The organism is Streptomyces sp. AHU1 (assembly GCF_045343905.1).
In the GTDB taxonomy this organism is placed as follows: domain Bacteria; phylum Actinomycetota; class Actinomycetes; order Streptomycetales; family Streptomycetaceae; genus Streptomyces; species Streptomyces triticiradicis.
Genome location: NZ_CP174283.1, coordinates 4150503 through 4175253, shown reverse-complemented (window position 1 = coordinate 4175253; position 24751 = coordinate 4150503). Strand labels below are relative to the sequence as shown.

Below are 24751 nucleotides of genomic sequence, written 5' to 3'. Positions count from 1 at the left end.
AACCTAGCCCCGTCTCGAAACGCTCAAACGCGCCCTTCGGCCGTATGCGATCGACGGCCGTCGGCGCCTGCCTATGCGGCTCTGCGCCGCCGGTACTCGGAGATTTCGGTCATCGGCGGCCTTTCCTCGGTGTCCACGGAGTATGTGCGCGGCCGGAAACCGTCGCGGTCGCGCTCGAACTGGGTGAGGGAGGGGCGGATCAGGTGGCCGCGCGCCAGCCGGAGCTGTGCGGTGCGGTAGATCGCGGCGGCCATGCGGCCGAGCGCCTGCCCGTCCTGGTGGCGGTGCTTGCGCACCCCGACGTCGACCTGGGCGAGGGCGTCCAGGCCCACCAGGTGCAGGGCGTCGACGAGCATGCCCAGTTCGACGCCGTAGCCGACGGGGAAGGGGAGCTGTTCGAGCAGCGAGCGGCGGGCCGCGTACTCGCCGCCGAGCGGCTGGACGAAGCCCGCGAGCTGCGGCCAGTGCATGTTCAGCAGGGGGCGGGCCATCAGCTCGGTGACCCGGCCGCCCTGTCCGCCGCCGCCGGCCATCGGGCGGTCGTACATGGCCTTGACCAGGTCGACGCCGGGATCGGTGAGCAGGGGGCCCACGATGCCGGAGACGAAGTCGGACGAGAACTCCTTGAGGTCGGCGTCGATGAAACAGACGATGTCCCCGCTCGTCACGAGCAGCGACCGCCACAGCACCTCGCCCTTGCCGGGCACCGCCGGGATCCGCGGGAGGATGTCGTCGCGGTGCACGACCCGCGCGCCCGCGGCGGCGGCGACCGCGGAGGTGCGGTCGGTGGAGCCCGAGTCGACGACGACGATCTCGTCGACGAGGGGCACCTGCTGCATCAGGTCGTGGCGGATGACGGAGACGATCTCGCCGACCGTCTCCTCCTCGTTGAGCGCGGGCAGGACGACACTGACCGTCGACCCCGTGGCGCGTTTGGCCGCCATGAGCCCGTGGAGCGGGCGGTCGGTCACGGACCAGGAGCGTGTGCTCAGCCAGCTCTCGACTTCTCTCAGCACCGTCTGCGGCTCCTCACTGTCTGATCACACGCTCTCATCGGCGTGCCCGCCGCGGCCGGCGGCAGATCGATTGGCTCGTCTCGCGGTTCGGACGACTATCTCAACTGTCCTGGGCTTCGGTTACAGTCTTGAACAACGCGCATGACCATCGCATGTCCTGGATCGTCGGCGCGTATCGCGTTCAACAGTTCAACAATCAAATACCGCTCATCCAGAGGGGCAGAGGGATACGGCCCGATGAAGCCCCGGCAACCCTCCAGCCGGTCTCGTACCGATCGATGTCGATCGCGTCGCGGGGCTCCCGGCTAGGGAAGGTGCCAAATCCGTCTCACGGCGAAGTGCGCCGTGAGGAAGATGAGGAGAAAGGGCCTCGCCTCCATGGCTGCGCAGACAGTTGCAAGCACCACGAACTCCGCCGACTCGGTGGACCTCGGCCCGGCCGCGGCGCTTTCCTGCCGCGAGTGCGGACACCGCGTCCCGCTCGGCCCGGTCTTCGCCTGCGAGGAGTGTTTCGGCCCGCTGGAGATCGCCTACGACTTCTCGGCCTACGACACCGAGGAACTCCGCAAGCTGATCGAAGCGGGACCCGCGAACATCTGGCGCTACGCGCCGCTGCTGCCCGTCCCCGCGGACGTGGCGGACAAGCCGAACATCAACCCCGGCTGGACCAAGCTCGTCCAGGCCGACAACCTGGCCCGTGAGCTGGGTGTCGACGCCGGAAAGCTCTTCGTCAAGGACGACTCCGGCAACCCGACGCACTCCTTCAAGGACCGCGTCGTCGCCCAGGCCCTCGAGGCGGCCCGCGCCTTCGGGTTCACCACCCTCTCCTGCTCCTCCACCGGCAACCTCGCCGGAGCGGTGGGCGCCGCGGCCGCCCGCGCCGGCTTCCGTTCCTGCGTGTTCATCCCGCACGACCTGGAGCAGGGCAAGGTCGTCATGGCCGCGGTCTACGGCGGCGAGCTCGTCGGCATCGAGGGCAACTACGACGACGTGAACCGTTTCTGCTCCGAGCTGATCGGCGACCCGGCCGGAGAGGGCTGGGGCTTCGTCAACGTCAACCTGCGGCCCTACTACGCCGAGGGCTCCAAGACGCTGGCGTACGAGATCTGCGAGCAGCTCGGCTGGAGGCTCCCCGACCAGCTCGTCGTGCCGATCGCCTCCGGCTCCCAGCTCACGAAGATCGACAAGGGGCTGCAGGAGCTGATCAAGCTCGGGCTCGTCGAGGACAAGCCGTACAAGATCTTCGGCGCCCAGGCCGAGGGCTGCTCCCCGGTCTCCGTCGCCTACAAGGCCGGCCACGACGTCGTACGGCCGCAGAAGCCGGACACCATCGCCAAGTCGCTCGCCATCGGCAACCCGGCGGACGGACCGTACGTGCTGGACATCGCGCGGCGCACCGGCGGCGCGGTGGAGGACGTGGACGACGAGCAGATCGTCGACGCGATCAAGCTGCTCGCGCGCACCGAGGGCATCTTCGCCGAGACGGCCGGCGGTGTGACCGTCGGCGTCACCCGCAAGCTGATCGAGAACGGTCTCCTGGACCCGACCTTGACGACGGTCGTGCTGAACACCGGCGACGGCCTCAAGACCCTGGACGCGGTGGCCTCCGACACCGGGCTGACCGCGACCATCCGTCCGAACCTCGACTCCTTCCGAGAGGCTGGCCTCGCATCATGAGCGTCAACGTCCGCATCCCCACCATCCTGCGCACCTACACCGGTGGCGCCGCCGAGGTGAAGGCCGAGGGCGCGACCCTCGCCGAGGTCATCGCCGACCTGGAGCAGAACCACACGGGCATCGCCGCGCGCGTCCTGGACGACCAGGGCAAGCTGCGCCGCTTCGTGAACGTGTACGTCAACGACGACGACGTGCGCTTCGAGCAGGGTCTGGAGACGGCGACCCCGGACGGCGCGGGCGTATCGATCATTCCGGCCGTCGCCGGAGGCTGATCGTTACCCTCGGTAATGCCGAACACATTGCGTTCACAGAATTGCCCCCTCCGTGAGACAAACGGAGGGGGCAATTCTGTGGGGTTGAGCGCGCTAGAGTTGGGGAAGCCGCTCCGCTTTCGATGTTGGTTTCATGCCGGACGCATATGAGTGATCGTTCGGCGGCCGACAAGAAGTAGCCAAAGTGGATCGCCTTTTTGGGCATTTTATGGCATTTGCGGGGCCCGAATTGCCCCGGATCTTCGCGTATCCTCCGCATATCATTGATCAGCCATGCCCAGAATTCTCGTCCGATTGACCTGTTGCAGAGGGCAGTTGGACAGATACATTCAGCCGCGGTCGACGCGTTCCGGCGCACACCCCCAACCGTTGGGGGGTGAGGTCTGACCCGGATCCGCGAAGTGTGGATCTGTGCAAGGGCCAGTAATAGGGGAGTTAGGCATGGCTCAGGGCACCGTCAAGTGGTTCAACGCGGAGAAGGGGTACGGCTTCATCGCGGTCGACGGTGGTGCGGACGTCTTCGTGCACTACAGCGCGATTCAGATGGACGGCTACCGCACCCTTGAAGAGGGTCAGCGAGTGGAGTTCGAGATCTCGCAGGGCCAGAAGGGTCCGCAGGCGGACATGGTCAAACTCGCCGTCTGATCGGGCGCGAACGACCACCGACGCAACTCACGCACGAGGGGCCCGCATCCCACCGGGGATGCGGGCCCCTCGTGCGTCCGCGGCCGTCCTCCGCCGTCCCGTGTGCGCCCGCGAGTGCTCTCTCCTCGGGTGCCGCGGGCGGTCTGTTTTGTGGGATGGCGCTTGCACTCGCAGGGGTCGAGTGCTAATCATTGGCGTTAGCACTCTCCGAGTGAGAGTGACAGAACTTGGATCGGGCCGGCGAGGTCCGCAGGCCTGTGGGGCAAGGAACCACAGGGCTCGGGGGCCGTCCGTCGCGGGCGCGGGCGCGATCCGGAGCAATCCACCCCGTCCGGGAGGACCACTTCACATGGCCAAGATCATCGCGTTCGACGAGGAGGCACGGCGCGGTCTCGAGCGCGGGATGAACCAGCTCGCCGACGCCGTCAAGGTCACCCTCGGCCCCAAGGGCCGCAACGTCGTCCTCGAGAAGAAGTGGGGCGCGCCCACGATCACCAACGATGGTGTCTCCATCGCCAAGGAGATCGAGCTCGAGGACCCGTACGAGAAGATCGGCGCCGAGCTGGTCAAGGAAGTCGCCAAGAAGACGGACGACGTCGCCGGTGACGGTACGACCACCGCCACCGTCCTCGCCCAGGCGCTCGTCCGCGAGGGTCTGCGCAACGTCGCCGCCGGCGCCAACCCGATGGCCCTCAAGCGCGGTATCGAGAAGGCCGTCGAGGCCGTCTCCGGTGCCCTGCTCGAGCAGGCGAAGGATGTCGAGACCAAGGAGCAGATCGCTTCCACGGCCTCCATCTCCGCCGCCGACACCCAGATCGGCGAGCTCATCGCCGAGGCGATGGACAAGGTCGGCAAGGAAGGCGTCATCACGGTCGAGGAGTCCCAGACCTTCGGTCTGGAGCTGGAGCTCACCGAGGGCATGCGCTTCGACAAGGGCTACATCTCGGCGTACTTCGCCACCGACATGGAGCGTATGGAGGCCGTCCTCGACGACCCGTACATCCTGATCGCGAACTCCAAGATCGCGAACGTGAAGGACCTGCTCCCGCTCCTGGAGAAGGTCATGCAGTCGGGCAAGCCGCTGCTGATCATCGCCGAGGACGTCGAGGGCGAGGCCCTGTCGACCCTGGTCGTGAACAAGATCCGTGGCACCTTCAAGTCCGTCGCCGTCAAGGCCCCGGGCTTCGGTGACCGCCGCAAGGCCATGCTCGGCGACATCGCCATCCTCACGGGCGGCGAGGTCATCTCCGAGGAGGTCGGCCTCAAGCTGGAGAACGCGGGTCTGGACCTGCTGGGCCGCGCCCGCAAGGTCGTCATCACCAAGGACGAGACCACGATCGTCGACGGCTCCGGTGCCGCCGACCAGGTCGCCGGCCGGGTGAACCAGATCCGTGCCGAGATCGAGAACTCGGACTCGGACTACGACCGCGAGAAGCTCCAGGAGCGTCTGGCGAAGCTGGCCGGCGGCGTGGCCGTCATCAAGGCCGGTGCCGCCACCGAGGTCGAGCTCAAGGAGCGCAAGCACCGCATCGAGGACGCCGTGCGCAACGCGAAGGCGGCCGTCGAGGAGGGCATCGTCGCCGGTGGTGGCGTGGCCCTGCTCCAGGCTTCCTCGGTCTTCGAGAAGCTCGAGCTCTCGGGCGACGAGGCGACCGGCGCCAACGCCGTGCGCCTGGCCCTGGAGGCCCCGCTCAAGCAGATCGCCGTCAACGGTGGTCTCGAGGGTGGCGTCATCGTCGAGAAGGTGCGCAACCTGCCCGTCGGCCACGGCCTGAACGCCGCGACCGGTGAGTACGTCGACATGATCGCCGAAGGCATCATCGACCCGGCGAAGGTGACCCGTTCCGCTCTGCAGAACGCCGCCTCCATCGCCGCGCTGTTCCTGACCACCGAGGCCGTCATCGCCGACAAGCCGGAGAAGGCCGCCGCGCCGGCCGGCGGCGGCATGCCGGGCGGTGACATGGACTTCTGATCCCTTCGCGGATCGGCGGTTCGTCGCAGTACGGGACCGAGGGCGGTACCCCCTTCACCGGGGGTGCCGCCCTCGGGCGTTCACGCCCTCCCGCCACGGCTGTCCGGGCCGCGGCGGGAGGGGTGATCGGGAATCGGTGATCAGGAGTTGCTGAACGCGTCGCGCAGCCGCATCTCGTTGAAGCCGTTGCCGTCGTAGTCGTCCGAGTACGTCAGCGCGAGCCGGCCGTTCGGGGCGACGGTCACGGCCGGACCGCCCTGGCCGCCGCCGGTCACCACGTTCATCCGGGTGGCGGGGAACCTGCCGGCCGTCGTGCCGTCGGCGTTGAAGCCGCGGGCCCACACGTCGTCCTTGCCCGCGTGCAGGGCGCCGCCGACGAACACGTCGAAGGCCTCCTTCCACGCGACGGCGAAGGTGCCGTCGTCGGCGACCGTGACATCGGCGTCCGCCTGGTCGGAGATCGGCCGCTTGGCATCGACGTAGGGGCCGGTGTCCGTGCCGTCCTCGGTGGTCCGCCGGTCCGCCGCCGCGGGGCTGCCCGCCGCGGAGAAGAAACGCTGCTGGATCCGCTGCGGGCGGACCGGCGTGCCGCTGCCCGTGGTGTACTCGTCCGTCCACGCCACGGCGAACCGGCCGTCGCCCGTGGATGCCACCGCGGGCTTGGTCTGCTGTCCGTCGGTGAGGGAGTTGCCCGTCCTGCGGGTCACGGAGAAGCCGCCCGAGGTGTTCAGCTTGGCGACGCCGATGTTGATGCCGCCGTTGCCGTCCGCGTCCTCCTCCCAGACGATCACGGTGTTCCCGGCGTCGTCGATCGCCGCGTCGGGCCGGCGGTTCGATCCGGCGGCACCGGAGTTGATCGTGCTGACCTGGACGTCCTGGTAGCGCAGCGCGCCGGTCCCGGACCAGCTGCTCGCGTACACCTGGTTGAGGGTCGAGCCGTCGGCCGTGTTCTCCCAGGCGACGGTGTAGGAGCCGTCGCCGGCCACCGCGACCGTCGGCCGCAGCTGGTCCCCGTCACCGGAGGCGTGCGGGCGCGGGAGGGTGGTGACCGTGCCGCCCGGGGTCACCTTGCGCACCGCGATGTCCGCGTACTTGTTGCCGTCGTCGTCCTTGGCCCACACGACGATGGCGTTGCCCTGGTCGTCCACGCCGACGTCGGGCTTCTGGTGCGACCAGGTCGTGCCGGTGCCGGTGTTGCCGTTGCTCAGCAGCTTCTCGTCCCACAGCGGCACCCCGTCCTTGTACAGGCGCAGGTACACGTCGGTGCCCAGCTCGCTGTCCGAGGAGTCGTGCCGGTCGCCCTGCTCGTACGCCACCGCGGTGTAGACGGGGGAGGTGCCGCCGGAGGCGACGGCGCTGTAGTGCTGGTCGCCGCTCGCGTTCACGTTGACCCGGGAGTAGTGCTGGGACGTCGAGCCGTACTTCGCGGCGTCGAGGTCGACCGCGCCCGCGCGCACCTTGTCGAAGTTGGCGACGTAGGCCTGGTAGGTGCCCGCGTCGTCGATGCGCAGGATCGTCTCGTCGTTCGTCTTGAGCGAGCCCGCGGTCCAGTTGTGGGAGCCCGTGTACACGTGCTGGACCTGGGTGCCGTCGCTCTTCTTCCACTCCGTCAGCAGGTACTTGGAGTGGGTGGTGCCGTGGTTGCAGGAGGATCCCGCCGAGGCCTTGTAGCGGCAGCCGCCGGGGCGGTTGCCGTAGGCCGCGACGTCGAGGGCGGTCAGGTCGTCGATTCCGTTGTTGCCGCCGCCGTCACTGAGGTCGCGGGCGTTCGCGTCGACGCTGCACCCCTGGGACCGCTTCGCCGCCAGGGCGTCGTAGACGGCCGGGCGGGTGGTCCGCTGGTCGAGTTCGGCGGCCGAGATCCTGATCTTCCCGTTGATCGAGCAGTCGACCTGGTCGATGAACGAGGCGAGGATGTCGGCGTTGCCGTAGTAGGAGGCGTCCGAGGCGGTGTCGCGCGGGAAGAAGTACGCCTCGACCGGGGAGGACGGATCGCCGGTGGTGTGGTCGTACGTCGTGTGCAGGCTGTCGGCGGAGTGCCTGACCTGGTCGTTGAAGTGCGCGCGGTACCGGGACGCGAGGGTCGCGTTGCCGGACACGACGACCGCGTTGTTGATCTCGCCGTCCTGGCCGCCGGCGAGGTTCTGCGAGCTCTGCCAGACGACGTTCTTGCGTCCGTCGGTGAGAGCGTCGAACACGATGTACTTGTCGTGGTCGATCGCGTTCGTGTCGCCCGAGCCGTTGCCCATGCAGCCGCGGGAGCACCAGGTGAGGGTGGAGCCGCCGGTCAGCGCGAGGCTGTCAAGGTCGCTGCTGGGCCGGTTCGCCGACTCCGAGATGATGCGCAGCGTGACGCCGCGGCCCTGGGCGGCGGTGAGCTTCGCCCGCAGGTCCGAGCTGTTGAACCAGTACATGCCCATGTACAGGGTCGAGCCGGGAGCCGCGAGATCGATCAGGTCGCCGACCGAGGTGTTGATCGAGGAGTCGTACGTCGTGGGCTTGGGGTAGGTGAAGACCGCCGTGTAGTTCCCCGAGACCACGGTCTCCGCCCGGGCCGCGGACGGGGCGAGCAGGGTCGCGCCGAGAGCCAGGGGCGCGGCGAGTGCCGCCAGCCGTCTCATGTGTCGGCTCATCAATTTCCTTTTGTTCGAAGGTCGTTCGAAGGAATCACACCCTATCGACGGGCAGGGGTCGCTCTTCGTCCGGTGCCCGGAACGCGGCCTCCCGCCCCGGTCGGCCGGGGTCGCGCGGGCCGGGACGGGGAGGGCTCCGCGGGCCGGACGCCTCCCGGGGTGTGGCCCGAATCACGGCGGCGGGTACGGAAGCGGCGGAATGCGGCGCCCGGCGGAGCGGTTGTCTCGGACAGACAGTCGATGCATGTGCACATACCGCGCGGAATCTCCTGTCCCAGCAGACCGCTCGACGCCGTACCGACCACCTCTCCGAGGAGCCCCCACGTGACCGCTGACGCCGCGTCCCGCGCAGCCGAGATCCTGTCCCGCCCCGTCTCCATCAACGGCCTGACCGTTCCGAACCGGATCGCCATGGCCCCCATGACCCGGATGTTCTCGCCGGGCGGTGTACCGGGGGAGGACGTGGTCGGCTACTACTCCCGCCGCGCCGCCGCGGGCGTCGGCCTGATCGTCACCGAGGGCACGTACGTCGGCCACGACTCGGCCGGCCAGAGCGACGACGTGCCGCGCTTCCACGGCGAGGACCAGCTCGCCGGCTGGGCGGGGGTCGCCGACGCCGTGCACGCCGCGGGCGGCACGATCGTCCCGCAGCTCTGGCACATCGGCATGGTCCGCAAGGCGGGCGAGCCGCCCTTCGCGGACGCCCCGCCCGTCGGCCCCTCCGGCCTCTACAAGGAGGGCGCCAAGGTCACCGGCAAGCCCATGACCCAGCAGGACCTCGACGACGTCGTCGAGGCGTTCGCCAAGGCCGCCGCCGACGCCGAGCGCATCGGCTTCGACGGCGTCGAACTGCACGGCGCCCACGGCTACCTGCTCGACCAGTTCCTGTGGGCCGGCACCAACCGGCGCGAGGACGCGTACGGCGGTGACCCGGTGGCCCGTACGAAGTTCGCGGCGGAGATCATCGCCGCGGTGCGCGCCGCGGTCTCGCCCGAGTTCCCCGTCATCTTCCGCTACTCGCAGTGGAAGCAGCAGGCCTACGACGCCCGGCTCGCCGAGACCCCCGAGGAGCTGGAGGCGATCCTCACCCCGCTCGCCGCGGCCGGAGTGGACGCCTTCCACGCCTCCACGCGCCGCTACTGGGTGCCCGAGTTCGACGGCTCCGACCTCAACCTCGCGGGCTGGACGAAGAAGCTGACGGGCAAGCCCACCATCACCGTCGGCTCGGTCGGCCTGGACGGCGACTTCGTCAAGGCGTTCGTGGGCGAGGGCTCCCCGGTCAAGGGCATCGACGACCTCCTCGACCGCATGGAGCGCGACGAGTTCGACCTCGTCGCCGTCGGCCGCGCGCTGCTCCAGGACCCCGAGTGGGCCGCGAAGGTCCTGGCCGGCCGCTTCGGTGAACTGGCCGCCTACGACGCGGAGTCACTGAAGACGCTGAGCTGACCGGACGGACTTCCCGGAGACGGGGGGAACGGGGGAGGGACGGCGCCCGCCGCGACGCGGGCGCCGTCCCTTTGCGCGCTCCGCGCCGGCCGGCCGGAGCGCCCGCCCACGGACCGGCCGGTCCGGGCCGCCCGCCTACAGGTTCCCCATCGGCTCGATGTCGACCTTGACCGGCGTGCCCCAGATGCGGAGCACCTCGTAGTCGGTGAACTCGTGGACCAGGCGGTAGGCCATGCCGGGGCGGGGGGCCCTGCGCTCGGCGGCGAGATAGCGCTCGGCCTCCTGGCGGTCGCGGCGGGGGGTGCCGCACAGGAGCCACGTCTGGCCGTTCCAGACCTCCGGGAGCCAGCGCTGCTGCGGCTGGGGGCGGTCGCCGCGGACTCCGTAGCGGGACATCGTGCGGTCGGGCAGCTCGTCCGGGGCGGGCGTCCGGCCGTGCCCGTACGCGTCGTTGACCTCGGTGCGGCGCGCGGTGCGGCGGCGGGTCTCGCAGAGCAGACAGCGGTCCGGGGCGCTCTCGTCCACCGGGCCGTTCGGGTGCTCGGCGCAGCGGGTGGTCGGCGCGGCCGTCGTCACCGTCTCGTCGAGCAGGTCCAGGGCCCGCTTCAGGTCCGCCTTGACCTCGTGCAGCCTGGCGTCGGGGGTGTCGGCGTTCAGCGCGTCGCCGTGCTCCCCGAGCAGCCGCAGGGCGCGGCCGAGGGCGGTCAGCTGTGCGTGGTTCATGCCCCCAGCCTCGCACGTGCCGCCGACGGCGCGGCTATGCGGCGTTCCGTTCCGCCGGGCGGGCCGGTGGCGCGCCGTCGGCGGCACGGCCGAGGCCGCCGTCGGGACCGTGCGCGGGGACACCGCCGAGGCCGAGGAACCAGGTGGCCGCGAACCCGACGGCGTACCCGGTCAGCAGGCCGCCCGCGTAGATCGCCGCGGTGACGGCGAGGCCCCGGTTCCCGGACAGCAGCGGGAACAGGGCCAGCCCGGAGGGGCCGATGGCCGTCGAGCCGACCCGGTCGCCCAGCATCGAGAAGAAGCCGATGAAGGCGCCGCCCGCCGCTCCGCCCGCGCAGGCCGTGACGAAGGGGCGCCCGAGGGGGAGCGAGACGCCGTAGATCAGGGGTTCGCCGACGCCGAGGAGGCCGGCCGGGAGCGCCGATCTGATCGTCGTGCGCAGCGAGGTGTCGTGGCGCAGCCGGACGTAGACCGCGAGGGCGGCGCCGACCTGGCCCGCGCCCGCCATGGCGAGCACGGGCAGCAGGACGGTGTAGCCCTGCTGCTCGATGAGCGTGGCGTGGATGGGGATGAGGGCCTGGTGCAGGCCCAGCATCACCAGGGGGAGGAACAGGGCGCCGAGGACGAGCCCGGCGAAGGCGCCGGTGGTGGAGAGCAGCCAGGCGGCGGCGGTGCCGATGGCGGCGGAGAGCTCACCGGCCGCGTACATGAGCGCGTACAGCGTCACCAGGCCGGTCAGCAGCACGGTCAGGGTGGGGGTGACCAGGACGTCCAGGGCGGGCGGGACCTAGCTGCGGCACCACTTCTCCACGTACGTGCCGAGCAGGGCCGCGGCCAGGGCGCCCAGCGCGCCGCCCTGGCCGGGCGCGAGGGTGACGCCGAGGACGGTGACCTTCGCGACGCCCGCGTACACGACGACGGCGGCCACCGCGCCGCCCAGGACCGGGGTGCCGCCGAACACCTTGGCCGTGTTGTGTCCGACGAAGACGCTGATCAGCGCCATGAACCCGCCCGCGACGGCGGTCAGCGCGGGGGTGAGGCCCGGCAGCACGCCGAGGTTGATCAGCAGGCCGTTGAGGCCGGCGATCACCCCGCAGCCGATCAGGGCCGGGATCAGGGGCACGAAGACGTCCGCGATCCGCCGCAGGAACAGCTTGAGGGGGGTGGCGTTGCGGCGGGCGCGGGCCGCCTTCAGCTCGGCCCCGCGCGCGGCGAGCAGGCCCGCGGTGTCCCCGGGGCCGGCGCCGGTCGGGCCGGAGCGGTCCGCGGCGGCCGCGGGTTCGGTGCCGTGCCGGGCGGGCGGTGCGGTGCTGCTCGCGGGAAGAGGGCCGGACGGGGCCGCGGTGGCGGCGGGGTCGGCGCCTTGCGGGGTGCCGGGCCCGCCGCCGGGTGGAGCCAGGGGAGCCGGGGCCGTCGCTCCGCCGGGTGCGGGCGGGTCGGGGAGGGCGGGACCGGCGGTGGTCAGCAGGGCCTCGAACGCGGGTGTCACCCGGGCGACCGTCCCGGGCCCCAGCACGATCTGGTACGAACCCTCCCGGCGGGAGCCCTGGCACGAGCCGCCGTCCGCGACCAGGCCGAGGACGGCGGGCAGGGCCCGCAGGCCCTCCTCGTCCACCAGGCCCCGGTCCCGCAGACCCAGCCGGAGCCGGGTCATGCAGTGGGCGACGGTGAGGACGTTCGCGGGGCCGCCCACGAGGGGGAGGATCGCCGCTGCTGTGGTGGAGTCAGGGGTGCGCACTCCCCGAGCGTGCTGGTCAGCCGGCCGAAGCCGCCAGCGCGGCGCGCAGATGGCCCTCGGACTCCTCCAGAAGGCGGGCGGCGGTGGGGCCGTCCACGCCGCCGAGGATCGTCAGGACGGCGTTCTTCACCTCGCCGTCGGTGGCGGCGAGCGCGCGCTCGATCTCCTCGTCGGAGGCGCCGGTGGCGAGCGCGACGATCCGGCGGGAGCGGGCCCGCAGCTTCTCGTTCGAGGCCCGTACGTCGACCATCAGGTTCCCGTACGTCTTGCCGAGCCGGATCATCGTGATCGTCGAGAGCATGTTGAGGACGAGCTTCTGCGCGGTGCCGGACTTCAGCCGGGTCGAGCCCGTGAGCAGTTCGGGGCCGACCACGATCTCGATGCCGTGGTCCGCGGCGGAGGCGAGCGCGCTGTCCGCGTTGCAGGACAGGCCGATCGTGAGAGCGCCCTGCTTGCGGGCGTGCTCGACCGCGCCGACGGCGTACGGGGTGCGGCCCGAGGCGGAGACACCGACCACCGTGTCGTCGGCCGTCAGGGCGAGCGCGTCCAGGTCGGCCGCCGCGAGTTCCCGGGAGTCCTCGGCGCCCTCGGCCGAGGTGACCATGGCGGCCGGGCCGCCCGCGATCACGCCGACCACCCGGGACGGATCGGTGTTGAACGTGGGCGGGCACTCCGAGGCGTCCAGGACGCCGAGGCGGCCCGCGGTGCCGGCGCCCGCGTAGATCAGGCGGCCGCCGCGGGCCATGCGCTCCGCGATGCCGTCGATCGCGGCGGCGATGAGCGGGAGCCGCGCGGCGACGGCCGCCGGCACCGTCGCGTCCTCCCCGTTCATGAGCCGCGCGATCTCCAGCGTGGGCAGACGGTCGATCTCCGAGAGCTCGGGGCGGAACGCCTCGGTGGTCAGCGTCTCCAACTCCGCTCGGAGATCGCCGTGGTCGGGCATGGAGGTCATGGGAGAGGCGGCTCTTTCCGATGAGGTCGGTCGTGCGGGACGGCTACCGGCCGCCGCGCGGGGAGTGGCGGTGCGCCAGGGCCTCGTACGAGGCGGACAGCGCGGGTGCCGCCGTCTCGTAGGTGCGCTGGGCGACCCCCACGAACAGACAGTCCACCACCAGCAGTTGGCTGGTGCGCGACGACATGGCCGCCGGGCGCAGCTCGCTCTCGCGGGCGGTGGAGGTGGTGAGGACGTGGTCGGCGTACTGCGCGACCGGCCCGCTCGGACGGCCGGTGACGGCCACCGTCGTCGCGCCGTGCTCGAAGGCGACCCGCAGCGGTTCGATGACGTCGCCGGTCGAGCCGGAGTGCGTGATGGCTATCGCCACGTCCTTGGTGCGCAGTTGGACCGCGCCCGTCACCGCGAGGTGCGGGTCGCTGTGCGCGTGGGCCACGATCCCGATCCGCAGGAGTTTCTGCAGCAGGTCCTGGGCGACGAGTCCGGAGGCGCCGACGCCGTAGATGTCGACGCGGCGGGCGGTGGCTATGGCGGCCACGGCGGCGCCGAGCTGGACCGTGTCGAGCGCGGCGGCGGTGTCGGCGAGGGTCTGCTGCTCGTCGTAGGCGAGTTTGGCCACGACGTCGGCGATGGGGTCGTCGACCGCTATGTCGGCGGTGACGGAGGGGGACCGGCCCGACTGCTGCTGGGCGGCGAGTCCGGCGAGCGCGAGACGCAGGTCCCGGTACCCGGGATAGCCGAGGAGGCGGGCCGTGCGCACGACCGTGGCCTCGCTGGTGCCGGTGAGTTCGGCGAGTCCGGTGACCGTGAGGGCCGCGCAGCCGGCCGGGTCGCCGGCGACGGCCTCGGCGACCCGCTGCATGGAGCGCGTCATCGAGGGGGCGAGGGTCCGCACCTTGGCCGCGAGGGCCGCGGGTGCGGGCGGCGCCGCACCGGCGAAACTTTCCTTCACGTCATCGGTCACACCATGAAAGATATTTTCCTTTGGGGTGTGCGGTCAAGGGTGCGCACAATAGGGACATGGACCCCACCGGCAACCCCCTCAGTCCCCTGGAGCAGGCGTTGCACGCGGCGCGCGCCCGTGTGCTCGCCGATCTGGTCGCGGGCCGGGTGGCCGAGGCGGACGTCGTCTCCCTGGTCGAGGACTCGGTGGTGCAGCGCCGCTGGTGGGTCGAGCAGTGGCCGGACGGCGCCGAGTTCGTCGCCGGGCTCGTCGCCCAGGACGTGCAGGACGCGCTCCTGGAGCGGCACGGACGGTGGCCGCTGTGCCCGGTGTGCGCCACCGGCGACCCGCACGCCCTGGAGGTCGAGCCCGAACTGGGCCCCGACCCGCACTGGGTGTGCCACCAGGCGGGCGTGAAGATCTCCCCGGTGGGCTCCCTCGGCTCGGCGACCGGGACGAACCCGCCCTCGTGACCGTCTACATCGATCCCCCCACCTGGCCGGGGCACGGCCGGGTGTGGTCCCACCTGATCAGCGACGTCTCCTACGAGGAACTCCACGCGTTCGCCGGGGAACTGGGCGCGCCCCCGCGGGCCTTCGAGCGCGACCACTACGACATCCCCTCGCACCGCTACGCCGCCGCGGTCGCCGCGGGCGCGGTGGAGGTCAGCAGCCGTGAGGTCGTACGGCTGCTGCACGGGGCGGGACTGCGCCGCCGCAAGCGGGCGCGGTGACCGGGCGGGCCGGTCCCGCGCGCCGCCCGGGTCTCGCGTGCCCGGGTCCCGGGCGCCGGGGTCCCGCGCGGACTCAGGCCTCGCGGGAGTAGAGCCTCAAGGACTCCTCCAGGCCGTGCAGTTCGCGGGCGGCCTGCTCCACGTCCTCGCTCGCCCGGGTGAAACCGGCGCGGGCGATGACCCGTTGCGAGGGGGCGTTCTCCCGCTCGATGGCGGCGAACAGCAGCTTGACGTCGTCACGGGCCAGGGCCGTCTCGGCGAGGGCGCACAGCGCCTCGGTGGCGTAGCCCCGGCCGCGGGCGTTCTCCGCGAGGTCGTACCCGACCTCGGCGCGCCCCTCCTCGTCGGGCACGCCGTGGAAGCCGATCGCGCCGACCGCGAGACCGTCCTCGCGCCGTACGAGCACGAACATCCCCCATTCCGGCCGGTGCAGCCCCTTCTCGTAGGAGCTCGCGACCATCCCGGCGGCGTCCCGGGTGCCCTCGAACGGACCGCCCTCGATCCACTCGAAGCCACCCGTGCCGCCCGCGCGCAGATCGGCGGCGGCGGCCGGGGTGACGCCCTCGAGGGTGAGCCGCCCGGTGCCGATCACCAGGTTGTTGTTCCAGCGCCACTCGGTGACCGGCTCCCGGCCGGGCAGGTCTCCGCGCCCGGTGGCCCACAGGAGCGTGCTCCACGGGGCGTCGGGCTCGGGCCGCACGTGCGGGAAGATCCGGGTGAGGACCCAGGAGCACAGCTCGGCCGGCGGCTCGTAGGGCAGGCCGAGGCCCTCGGCGATGTCGTGCGTGTGCAGCAGGACCTCCGCGACCCCCATCGCGGCGAAGCCCACGCGGTTCGCGCTGCGGAACGGGTACGGGTGGAAGGCGCGCACCTCGCGCGGGGTCGTCCGGACCGTGGCGGAGAGCAGCCGGCCGGCCGCCTCGATCACGTCGACGACCCCGGCGTCGCCGGTGCCCTCGTCCAGCTTGATCTGGAACGGCACGTACGCCGTGGTGGCCCGCGCCGCCAGACGCCCCGCGTACGCGATGAGATCGTCGGCGATGTGCTCGGCGGTCCGCCGGCAGCTCCACTCCAGCCGTCCCGCCCGGGCGCCGTCCCAGTCGTGTCCGGCCGCCGCCCGCAGCAGCGCCGCGCAGCTCGCGACGGCTTCCTCGACCTGATCCCCGCCCGTGTCAGTCATGCGGCCGAGAATAGGACGGATCGCCCGGCCGGACCTACGGGATTACTCGCCGTACCGGCACCCCGGGCTTCCTTCGCCCCCTCCGCCCCTGCCCTTCCCGTACCCGGGGCTTCCGCCCCGGACCCCGCTCCTCAAACGCCGGAGGGGCTGATTCCTGCCAGCTCGCCCTCCATGTTCCGGCGCGCCGGGGCGGCCCAGACGCGCTCCCCGTACGAGGTCCTGAACAGCCTCGGAAGGCCGAGGAGTTGGCGCAGCACGGCCGCCCGGCCCGCGCGGAAGGCGTCGTCGGGGACGAAGGCGTACTCCTCGCGGACGGCGGCGGTGTAGGCGGCGTACGCGGCCGGTGGCGAGGCCAGGACCGCCAGGTCCGCGTCGCACAGGACGGCGCCGTCGGTGTCGTCGCCGGCGGGGTCGTGGGAGACGGTGAGCCGGACGAGCCGGGCGACCTCGGCCGTGCGGTCCGGGGCGACGCCCAGTTCGGCCAGGGCGCGTTCGGCGAGCCGGGCGGAGCGTTCCTCGTTCTCCGAGCGGTCCGGGAGGTACACGGCGTCGTGGAACCAGGCGGCCAGGCGCACGGCGGCCGGATCACCGGCGCGCTCCCCGTGGGCCTCCAGCACGTCGATGTGGCCGAGGACCGCGAGGAGGTGGTCGGTGGTGTGGTACCGGCGCCGGGGTTCGGCCCAGCGGTCCAGGAGGTTCGCCCCGTAGGGCCCCGGCGCGGGGCCGGCCCCCTCGTCGCCGTCACGCGCGGCCAGGACGGTGTCCGCCCAGCGCTTCGTCAGTTCCGCGTGGGCCGGGTGGCGGGTGCTCTCTGCTGCCATGGCGCCATTGTCCCCGCACATCTCGTTCGAACCGTGCGGGCAGCGGTGGCGGGTTATGGACAACGGGCCCCGCGAACACGGCCTCCGGGTACACCAGCCCCTAGCGTGAAGGAATGATTCCTCACGACGCACACGATGAACGGGACCCGGAACTGCCCGGTCTGCTCCTGCGCACCGAGCGCGACGCGCTGATCCCGCTGCTGCGGGCCCGCCCGGAGGACGACTTCTCCCGTCCGACGGCCGGATGCCCCAAGTGGACGGTGCGGGACGTGCTGGCGCACTGCTCGTCCGCGCTGATGCGGGTCGTGGAACGCCGCTACGAACCCGGGGTGTTCTCGCCCGAGGCCAACGACCGCGACATCGCCGAGCGCGCCGACTGGTCGACGGAACGGGTCATCGACGAACTGGAACGCGGGATGACCGAGGCGGGACCCGTGATCGCCCGTACCCGGGGCGCCGTCGACGCGGTCGCGCTCGGCGAGTGGATCCACGCCGGGGACGTGCGCGAGGCGTTCGGCGAACCGGGCGCCTACGCGGGGCCGGGACTCCCGCACGCCCTCCGTCTCCTGGCCCGCATCAGCCGCGAGCGCGACCTGGTGCCGCTGCACGCGGACCTCGACGACCTGGACGACCCGCTGCGCCTGGGCGGCGTCCCCGGGGACCGCCCCCCGGCCCGGTACATCGGCGGCGCCGCGACCCTCGTACGGCTGTGCTCGGGCCGGCCGGTCCCGGGGACGACGGTGTACGAGCTGGTGGGGGCGCGGGAGGAGGAGCTGAACCTGTTCGGGTGAACCGGGCGGGCGGCCGGTCCGGCCGCGGCGGACCGGACCGCACCCGGCAGACAGGGGCCACCGCACCGGACGGCACGGTGGCCCCTGAAGGACCGGCCCTTCGGCTGCTTGAGGTACACCAGCCCGTCGGTCGTGATCGCGGGCCGTCCGGCGGTACCGACGACCACGAGTTTCACCGCCTGCTTGGCGGCGACAGTCCAGGTCGTCGCCCAGAGGGCGTCGCGGTACTTGGTCGTCGTCGACTTCGGATCCACCTTGTTTTCGGGCATTCTTCCCGGTCCTTCAGGGCCGGGGAAGCGGTCCGGAAGAAGTCCCCCCGGGGTCCCCCGTTCGCCGTGATCTTCTCGCGCCCCCGCTCCCGCCCGCGTACTGTTGGATTGGACTAGACCTATAGCGGCCCAAGAGAAGAGGTCCGATGAGTGAGCGGAAGAGCGCGGTCCTGGAGGTGATCGCCCTCGGCGTGGAGGACGCGGTCGCCGCTCGGGCCGGCGGTGCCGACCGGCTGGAGCTGGTCACGGACATGGCGGCCGACGGGCTGACCCCGCCGGTGGAGACCTTCACCGGGATCCGCGCCTCCGTCGACATCCCGCTGCGCGTGATGCTGCGCCTGTCGGACGGTTTCTCGGCGGGCGGCGCGAAGGGCGTCGACGCCCTCGTGCGGGCCGCGGACGAGCTGCGGGAGGCCGGCGCGGACGAGTTCGTGCTCGGTTTCCTCGACGAGCACGGCGGCCCCGACCTGGCCGCCGTGGAGCGGATCGTCGCCGCACTGGACGGCTGCCGCTGGACGTTCCACCGCGCGGTCGACCGTGCCGCCGACCGCGACGCCCTGCGCAAGCAGCTCGCGGACCTGCCCGGCCTCGACACCTATCTGACCGCCGGGTCCCCGGCGGGCGTCGACGAGGGGCTCCCCGTCCTCGTGGCCGAGGCCGCCCGCCGCGGCGAACCGGGGTACGAGCCGCGGATCATGGTCGGCGGCGGCCTGCGCCTCGACCACCTGCCGGAGCTGCGCGCGGCGGGTCTCGACGCCTTCCACATCGGCGGTGCCGCGCGTCCGGAAGGCTGGACGGGGCCGGTCTCGGCGGAAGCGGTACGGGAGTGGCGGACCGCCCTCGACGGCTAGGGCCGGGCGGACGGGAATTGTCGGACAGGCCCTGGATCCCGTCGGCGTGCCGGACGCCGTCCCCCTCGGTGTCCGCGCGGCCGGTCCGGCCGACAGGTCACGGATCCATCTCCGCCGCGTAGTTGTTGTGTTGTGAGAGTCACGGGACGATCAATGAGCCGTTTTTTGCGTGCATATTTGATCGTGCCCCGATCGACTGGGGCATGACAATCACACATATGTGCGTGCCGGCGAAAGCGGTGCGGCAGCACAGCAGCCTCAGGGGGACAGGGCTTCATGCCATCCATACGCAGCCGCACGCTCGCGGCGGCCGCGGCCGTGATCGCGGCCGTCATGATCACCACCACGGCCTGTGACGACAAGAAGGACGACACGGGGGCCGCCTCCCGGCCCTCGTCGTCCTCCCAGGCCGACAAGGGGGTCGACACCGGCCAGGACGACGGCTCCGTCTCGATCGGCGGCTACAAGCTGCCCTCGGGCGTTCCCACCGAACTCAGCGGCGCCGCCCTGGACAAGTGGAAGAACGGGGGGTGGCAGGACTACAGCAAGTGGGCCTCCGAGGCCGAGGACTTCGCCAACCCGTACATCAAGGACTTCTGGTCGCCGGAGAAGATGGCCAAGGCCAAGGCCAGCATCCCGCTCGCCCAGGCGGGCAGCACCAGCTCCGGCTCGGGCAGCGGCGCCACCTCCTACCTGCCCGACGGCAAGGTGAAAAAGCAGACCGCCGCCAAGGTCAAGAGCACCTACCACCGCTACGCGCCGCCCGTCGGCAAGATGTTCTTCTCCTCGCCCCGGGGCAACATGGTCTGCTCGGCCGCCGTCGTCACCGACCCGGCGCACCCCGGCAAGTCCAACCTGGTGTGGACCGCGGGTCACTGCGTGCACGCGGGCAAGGGCGGCGGCTGGTACCGCAACATCGCCTTCGTCCCCTCGTACAACAACAACGCGAACCTGAGCAACCGCCAGATCACCGACCCGCGCGCCAAGGCCGTCTCCCCGTACGGCATCTGGTGGGCCGACTGGGCCACCACCTCCTCCCAGTGGATCAAGGGCGGCGCCCACGCGGGCACCGCGGCCTCCGGGTACGACTACGCCGTGCTCCACGTCAAGCCCGAGAACGGCGGCAAGTCCCTCCAGGAGCGGCTCGGTTCGGCCCTTCCCGTCTGGTTCGGCGCCCCGGCCGCCAACAAGGTCAAGTCCATGCAGGTCCGCGGCTACCCGGCCGAGGCGCCCTACGACGGCTCGAAGATGTACGACTGCCACGGCGCCACCAAGCGGTTCGTGCTCGCGAGCAACGTCCCCGCCCAGTTCATGATCGGCTGCACCATGAACGGCGGCGCGTCCGGCGGTCCTTGGTTCATGAGCCACAACGGCCGGACCTACCTGGTCTCCAACAACTCCCTGAGCGACCGCAAGACGTTCGTCACCGGGCCGCGCCTCGGCGCGAACGCCAAGCAGGTCTACCTGGCGACCAGCAACAAGTTCAAGTAGCCCTTCGCGCGACGCGGTTCACGGCCCCCGGCATCCGTGCCGGGGGCCGTCGGCGTCCGTGCCCGGGCCCCGTCGGGCCGGCGTCAGGCCAGTTCGGCCGGGAGCGGTGCCGCGTGCGTCACGATCAGCCCCGAGACCGCACGGGTGAGGGCCACGTACAGGCGCCGCAGCCCGGTGCGCTCGTCCGGCTCGCCGTCGACGACCGCCCGCGGCTCGTCCAGGACCACGTAGTCGTACTCCAGGCCCTTGGCCAGCGAGGCCGGCACCAGGGTCAGCCGGGTCTCGGCCGTCGTCTCCTCGCCCGGACCGAGATACGTCCGCCCGGCCGCCGTCAGCGCCTCGGCCAGCGCGGGGATCCGGGCATCGGCCGCGATCAGCCCGACCGACCCCTCCTGTTCCAGCAACTCCTCCACCGCGCCCAGGACTTCGGCGTCCTCCGTGCTCGCGCGCACCTCGAAGAAGCCGGGGTTCTCCCGCACCGAGGCGACCGGCGCGAGACCGGGCGCGATGTGCGGCAGCAGCCGGGACGCGTAGGTGATGACGTCCGTGGGGACACGGAAACCCGCGGTCAGCTCCTCGACGACCGCGTCGCCCTTGCCCAGGTGGTCGAGGGCCTCCTCCCAGCTGCGGGTCGCCCACGGGGTGGTCCCCTGCGCCAGGTCGCCGAGCACGGTCGCCGACCCCGTCGTGCAGCGCCGGCCCACGGCGCGGTACTGCATCGGGGAGAGGTCCTGCGCCTCGTCGAGCACCACGTGCCCGAGGGAGTGCGTGCGCTGGACCAGGTCCGTCGCCTCGTCGATCAGCACCGCGTCGGCGGCCGACCACTTCGCGCTCTTCACGCTGCGCACGGGCTTCGCCCAGAGGATCTCCTTCTGCTCGGCCCCGTCCAGCAGCCCCTCCGCGTGCGCGGCGAGGAAGTCGGCGTCGGTGAGCAGCCGGAGCACGAGCTTGGCGGGGTCGACCTGCGGCCAGATCGCCTTCACCGCGGCCTTCACGGCGGCGTTGCGGGCGACGGCGTCCTGCACCCGGTCGTCCGGGGCCTCCCCGGAGCGCTCCATCTGGACCAGCACGGCGTGCGCGATCCGCTGCGGGAGGGCCTGGTGGGCCGCGCCGTAGCGGATGTCCCGGTCGAGCAGCTCGCGGACGATCTCCTCCAGCTCGTACGCCGGGACGCGCCAGCGCCGCGAGCCCCTGACCACCACCACCGGCTCGGCCGGGATCGTCACGTGCGAGCGCACGGCCCGGCGCAGCACCTCGGCCATCCGGGCGTCGCCCTTGATCACGGCCGCCGCCGCGTCGTCGCTTCCGCGCACCTCGACATGGGCGACGAGGTCGTCGACGGTCGCCTGCTTGACCTCCAGCTCGCCGAGCGCGGGCAGGACCTGCTCGATGTAGTGCAGGAAGGACTTGTTCGGCCCGATCACCAGGGTGCCGGTGCGGGCGAGCCGTTCCCGGTGCGCGTACAGCAGGTACGCGACCCGGTGCAGGCCCACGGCGGTCTTCCCGGTGCCGGGGCCTCCCTGCACGCAGACCGAGCCGGACAGCCCGGACCGTACGATCTCGTCCTGCTCCGGCTGGATCGTCGCCACGATGTCGCGCATCGGACCGACGCGCGGGCGCTCGATCTCCTGCTGGAGCAGCTTGCTGGTGGCCGCCGCCTCGGCCGGGTCGGAGAGGTGCTCGTCCTCGTAGGCCGTGAGGTCGCCGCCGGTGTAGCCGAAGCGGCGGCGCAGCCCGATGTCCATCGGATCCTTCTTCGAGGCCCGGTAGAACGGCTGGGACACCGGGGCGCGCCAGTCGATGACCATGGGGTCGCCGTCGGCGTCGTGGACGTGCCGTCGCCCGATGTAGAACCGCTCGCCCTCCGCGCCCTCGGCCAGGTCGGAGCCCGGGGCGTGCAGGTAGTCGAGCCGGCCGAAGAACAGCGGGGTGTGGCTGAGGTCGGCGAGGGCCTTGATGCGCTCGGCGATCTGCCGGTGCAGCACCTCGGCGTTCACCCAGTTCGCGGTGACGTCGCGGATGTCGAGGTTCTCCGCGTCCTCGCGCATCGCGCGGAGCGCCGAACGGGATTCGGCGAGGTGGGAGCGCTCGCGGGCCAGGGGGCCGTCGGACGGGGACGGGGCGCCGGACGGACTGTCGGACAGGGTGGACACGGGGAATTGCCTCCGGGAAACCTGCGGTGGGGGTACTGCGGGAGTGCCGCGGTGCTCGGGCGGTGCTGCGCGAGTGGTGCAGTTCGTGAATCGCTTCGGATTCCGTCGGGAATCCGTCAGGAATTCCTTCGGAATCCGGTGTGATTCCAGGTGCCGTCCGGTTTCCGTCCGGACGGCGGCACTCCGTGAAGGGAGGCGGGCAAGACCGGAGATTGTAGGTGACGGCCGGTTGCCGGGGCCAATGGTTTTCCCGGGGCCCGAGCGCCGTTTCGGGGTCGGGCCCCGGGGTCCCTAGGGGGCGGGGTCCGTCGTGAGGCGGACGGCGGACGGGCCGGAGCCGTACCTGAGGAGTGGCGAGGTTCGGTCCTGGGACCGACGCCGTTCGGGTCGGGGTGCCCGCACCATGGAGATATGAGCGCAGTCACTTTCACCCCAGGTCCTGCCCATTCCGGGTCCGTCGCGCACGGCGCGACGGCCGTCACTTCCGTCGACCACCGTCACCGTCTCGGCGACGCCCTGAAGGCCGTCAAGGTGTTCGGGCGCGCGGCCATCGGGGTCGTCCTGCTCGGCGAGTACGGCGAGGAGGCGGGCGTCCGGCGCCGCTGACGCGTACGCCCGCTTCTCTGCCCCGGGCCCACCAGAGCTCCGGTCCGGGCCCGTCGGTGGACGGCTCGGGCCCGCCTGACTCACCCCCCGGGGCTCCGCCCCGGACCCCGCTCCTCGAACGCCGGAGGGGCTGGAATTCTGCTACTCGGTGTCCGCCAGCACCTCGTCCGCGTCCATGATCCGGTAGGCGTAGCCCTGTTCCGCCAGGAAGCGCTGGCGGTGGGCGGCGAAGTCCTGGTCGATCGTGTCGCGGGCGACCACGGAGTAGAAGTGGGCCTGGTGGCCGTCGGCCTTCGGGCGCAGGACGCGGCCCAGGCGCTGGGCCTCCTCCTGACGGGAGCCGAAGGTACCCGAGACCTGGATGGCCACCGTGGCCTCCGGCAGGTCGATGGAGAAGTTGGCGACCTTGGACACGACGAGCACGCTGATCTCGCCCTCCCGGAAGGCGTCGAACAGCTTCTCCCGCTGGGCGTTGCTGGTCTCACCCTTGATCACGGGCGCGTTCAGGTGCTCGCCCAGCTCGTCGAGCTGGTCGATGTACTGGCCGATCACGAGGATCTGCTGCCCGGCGAACCTGCGGACCAGCGCCTCGGTCACCTTCCGCTTGGTCGCGGTGGTGGCGCAGAAGCGGTACTTCTCCTCGTTCTCGGCGGTGGCGTACGCGAGCCGCTCGGAGTCGGTGAGGTTCACCCGCACCTCGACACAGTCCGCGGGCGCGATGTAGCCCTGTGCCTCGATCTCCTTCCAGGGCGCGTCGAACCGCTTGGGCCCGATGAGCGAGAAGACGTCCGACTCGCGCCCGTCCTCCCGCACCAGCGTGGCGGTCAGCCCCAGCCGGCGCCGGGCCTGGAGGTCGGCGGTGAACTTGAAGACCGGGGCGGGCAGCAGGTGGACCTCGTCGTAGAGGATCAGGCCCCAGTCGCGGGAGTCGAAGAGCTCCAGGTGCGGGTAGACGCCCTTCCGCCGGGTCGTCAGCACCTGGTAGGTGGCGATGGTGACCGGACGGATCTCCTTGCGGGTGCCGCTGTACTCGCCGATCTCGTCCTCGGTCAGCGAGGTCCGCTTCACCAGCTCGTGCTTCCACTGCCGGGCGGAGACGGTGTTGGTGACGAGGATGAGCGTGGTCGCCTTGGCCTCGGCCATGGCACCGGCCCCGACGAGCGTCTTGCCCGCGCCGCAGGGCAGCACGACCACGCCGGAGCCGCCGTGCCAGAAGTTCTCCACGGCCTGGCGCTGGTAGGGCCGCAGCGCCCAGCCGGTCTCGTCGAGGTCGATGGAGTGCGCCTCTCCGTCGACGTACCCGGCGAGGTCCTCGGCCGGCCAGCCCAGCTTCAGCAGGGTCTGCTTGATCTGACCGCGCTCGGAGGGGTGCACGACCACGGTGTCCGGGTCGATCCGGGCGCCGACGAGCGGGGTGATCCGCTTGGAGCGCAGCACCTCCTCGAGGACGGGCCGGTCGGTGGTGGTCAGGACGAGCCCGTGGGCGGGGTGCTTGCTCAGCGTGAGGCGTCCGTAGCGGTCCATCGTCTCGGCGATGTCCACGAGCAGCGCGTGCGGGACCGGATAGCGGCTGAACTCCACCAGCGCGTCCACGACCTGCTCGGCGTCGTGCCCGGCGGCCCGCGCGTTCCACAGGCCGAGCGGCGTCACCCGGTAGGTGTGGATGTGCTCGGGAGCCCGCTCCAGCTCGGCGAAGGGGGCGATGGCCCGACGGCAGGCGTCGGCCAGATCGTGATCGACTTCCAGCAGAAGCGTTTTGTCGGACTGGACGATGAGAGGTCCGTTCACACCTGTCCCTTTCTGCGTGGCGGCACCCGGCGCGGATGCTCGGCCAAACGT

The 24751-nt window shown here is 71.6% G+C and carries 20 protein-coding genes, 1 pseudogene and 1 riboswitch; of the genes and pseudogenes, 11 read left to right on the top strand and 10 right to left on the bottom strand.

The genetic code is table 11. The annotated features are described in order from the left end of the window. Positions 1-71: 71 nt before the first annotated feature. Positions 72-1016 carry a glucosyl-3-phosphoglycerate synthase gene (locus ACICHK_RS18595; RefSeq protein WP_406837808.1) on the bottom strand — a complete coding sequence of 315 codons (945 nt, stop codon included), beginning with the start codon at positions 1014-1016 and terminating at the stop codon, positions 72-74. 204 nt (positions 1017-1220) lie between these two features. Continuing rightward, positions 1221-1377, top strand: a riboswitch (SAM riboswitch). Positions 1378-1394: 17 nt separating this feature from the next. Between ACICHK_RS18595 and thrC the strand changes: the two genes are divergently transcribed. The 4 genes from thrC to groL all read left to right on the top strand — a co-directional run bounded on the left by thrC (position 1395) and on the right by groL (position 5582). Further along, entirely contained in the window at positions 1395-2693 is a 1299-nt protein-coding gene (thrC, locus tag ACICHK_RS18590) for a threonine synthase (RefSeq protein ID WP_151469435.1), read from the top strand. Continuing rightward, positions 2690-2965, top strand: coding sequence for a MoaD/ThiS family protein (locus ACICHK_RS18585; protein ID WP_151469434.1), 276 nt, complete (start codon positions 2690-2692; stop codon positions 2963-2965). Before thrC ends, ACICHK_RS18585 begins: the two co-directional genes overlap by 4 nt. A 441-nt stretch (positions 2966-3406) precedes the next feature. Next, positions 3407-3610 carry a cold-shock protein gene (locus tag ACICHK_RS18580; RefSeq protein ID WP_005315736.1) on the top strand — a complete coding sequence of 68 codons (204 nt, stop codon included), beginning with the start codon at positions 3407-3409 and terminating at the stop codon, positions 3608-3610. A 349-nt stretch (positions 3611-3959) separates the two neighbouring features. Continuing rightward, a complete protein-coding gene (gene groL, locus ACICHK_RS18575; RefSeq protein ID WP_406837807.1) occupies positions 3960-5582 on the top strand; it encodes a chaperonin GroEL in 1623 nt (540 codons plus the stop codon). A gap of 140 nt (positions 5583-5722) precedes the next feature. Here groL and ACICHK_RS18570 read toward each other — a convergent pair whose 3' ends face one another. Then, positions 5723-8215, bottom strand: a complete 2493-nt coding sequence (locus ACICHK_RS18570) for a phospholipase D-like domain-containing protein (RefSeq protein WP_406837806.1) — start codon at positions 8213-8215, stop codon at positions 5723-5725. Between the two features lie 324 nt (positions 8216-8539). Between ACICHK_RS18570 and ACICHK_RS18565 the strand changes: the two genes are divergently transcribed. Further along, a complete protein-coding gene (locus ACICHK_RS18565; protein ID WP_406837805.1) occupies positions 8540-9661 on the top strand; it encodes an NADH:flavin oxidoreductase in 1122 nt (373 codons plus the stop codon). Positions 9662-9796: 135 nt separating this feature from the next. Here the strand turns inward: ACICHK_RS18565 and ACICHK_RS18560 are convergent, their stop codons facing one another. The 4 genes and pseudogenes from ACICHK_RS18560 to ACICHK_RS18545 form a co-directional block, all read right to left on the bottom strand. Then, a complete protein-coding gene (locus ACICHK_RS18560) occupies positions 9797-10384 on the bottom strand; it encodes a hypothetical protein (protein ID WP_103550996.1) in 588 nt (195 codons plus the stop codon). 34 nt (positions 10385-10418) lie between these two features. Next, positions 10419-12089: pseudogene (locus ACICHK_RS18555) on the bottom strand (PTS transporter subunit EIIC). A 49-nt stretch (positions 12090-12138) separates the two neighbouring features. Further along, positions 12139-13074: an N-acetylmuramic acid 6-phosphate etherase gene (murQ, locus tag ACICHK_RS18550; RefSeq protein WP_406837804.1), complete on the bottom strand. Its 936-nt coding sequence runs from the start codon at positions 13072-13074 to the stop codon at positions 12139-12141. Positions 13075-13117: 43 nt separating this feature from the next. Further along, on the bottom strand, positions 13118-14038 hold the full coding sequence (locus tag ACICHK_RS18545; RefSeq protein ID WP_151469429.1) for a MurR/RpiR family transcriptional regulator: 921 nt from the start codon (positions 14036-14038) through the stop codon (positions 13118-13120). 56 nt (positions 14039-14094) lie between these two features. Between ACICHK_RS18545 and ACICHK_RS18540 the strand changes: the two genes are divergently transcribed. Continuing rightward, a complete protein-coding gene (locus ACICHK_RS18540; RefSeq protein ID WP_151469428.1) occupies positions 14095-14490 on the top strand; it encodes a hypothetical protein in 396 nt (131 codons plus the stop codon). Beyond that, the gene (locus ACICHK_RS18535) at positions 14487-14750 is read left to right on the top strand and encodes a DUF4031 domain-containing protein (RefSeq protein WP_406837803.1); all 264 of its coding nucleotides are present in this window, start codon (positions 14487-14489) and stop codon (positions 14748-14750) included. The genes ACICHK_RS18540 and ACICHK_RS18535 overlap by 4 nt, the downstream gene beginning before the upstream one ends. 73 nt (positions 14751-14823) lie before the next feature. Here ACICHK_RS18535 and ACICHK_RS18530 read toward each other — a convergent pair whose 3' ends face one another. Both ACICHK_RS18530 and ACICHK_RS18525 read right to left on the bottom strand, forming a co-directional pair. Next, positions 14824-15930: a GNAT family N-acetyltransferase gene (locus ACICHK_RS18530; protein WP_406837802.1), complete on the bottom strand. Its 1107-nt coding sequence runs from the start codon at positions 15928-15930 to the stop codon at positions 14824-14826. A 131-nt stretch (positions 15931-16061) separates the two neighbouring features. Further along, positions 16062-16751 (bottom strand): hypothetical protein, encoded by a 690-nt coding sequence (locus ACICHK_RS18525; protein WP_406837801.1) that lies wholly within the window; start codon positions 16749-16751, stop codon positions 16062-16064. A 113-nt stretch (positions 16752-16864) separates the two neighbouring features. Between ACICHK_RS18525 and ACICHK_RS18520 the strand changes: the two genes are divergently transcribed. The 3 genes from ACICHK_RS18520 to ACICHK_RS18510 all read left to right on the top strand — a co-directional run bounded on the left by ACICHK_RS18520 (position 16865) and on the right by ACICHK_RS18510 (position 20153). Then, entirely contained in the window at positions 16865-17542 is a 678-nt protein-coding gene (locus ACICHK_RS18520; RefSeq protein ID WP_406837800.1) for a maleylpyruvate isomerase family mycothiol-dependent enzyme, read from the top strand. Between the two features lie 415 nt (positions 17543-17957). Further along, positions 17958-18662: a copper homeostasis protein CutC gene (locus tag ACICHK_RS18515; protein ID WP_406837799.1), complete on the top strand. Its 705-nt coding sequence runs from the start codon at positions 17958-17960 to the stop codon at positions 18660-18662. A gap of 276 nt (positions 18663-18938) precedes the next feature. Then, entirely contained in the window at positions 18939-20153 is a 1215-nt protein-coding gene (locus ACICHK_RS18510; RefSeq protein ID WP_406837798.1) for a trypsin-like serine peptidase, read from the top strand. An 83-nt stretch (positions 20154-20236) separates the two neighbouring features. Here ACICHK_RS18510 and ACICHK_RS18505 read toward each other — a convergent pair whose 3' ends face one another. After that, a complete protein-coding gene (locus tag ACICHK_RS18505) occupies positions 20237-22201 on the bottom strand; it encodes a HelD family protein (protein ID WP_406841258.1) in 1965 nt (654 codons plus the stop codon). Between the two features lie 516 nt (positions 22202-22717). On the opposite strand from ACICHK_RS18505, the gene ACICHK_RS18500 reads away from it, so the two are divergent. Next, positions 22718-22912 carry a hypothetical protein gene (locus tag ACICHK_RS18500; protein ID WP_151469418.1) on the top strand — a complete coding sequence of 65 codons (195 nt, stop codon included), beginning with the start codon at positions 22718-22720 and terminating at the stop codon, positions 22910-22912. A 141-nt stretch (positions 22913-23053) separates the two neighbouring features. On the opposite strand, the gene ACICHK_RS18495 is transcribed toward ACICHK_RS18500, so the two are convergent. Beyond that, positions 23054-24700, bottom strand: coding sequence for a DNA repair helicase XPB (locus ACICHK_RS18495; protein WP_406837797.1), 1647 nt, complete (start codon positions 24698-24700; stop codon positions 23054-23056). Positions 24701-24751 lie beyond the last annotated feature (51 nt).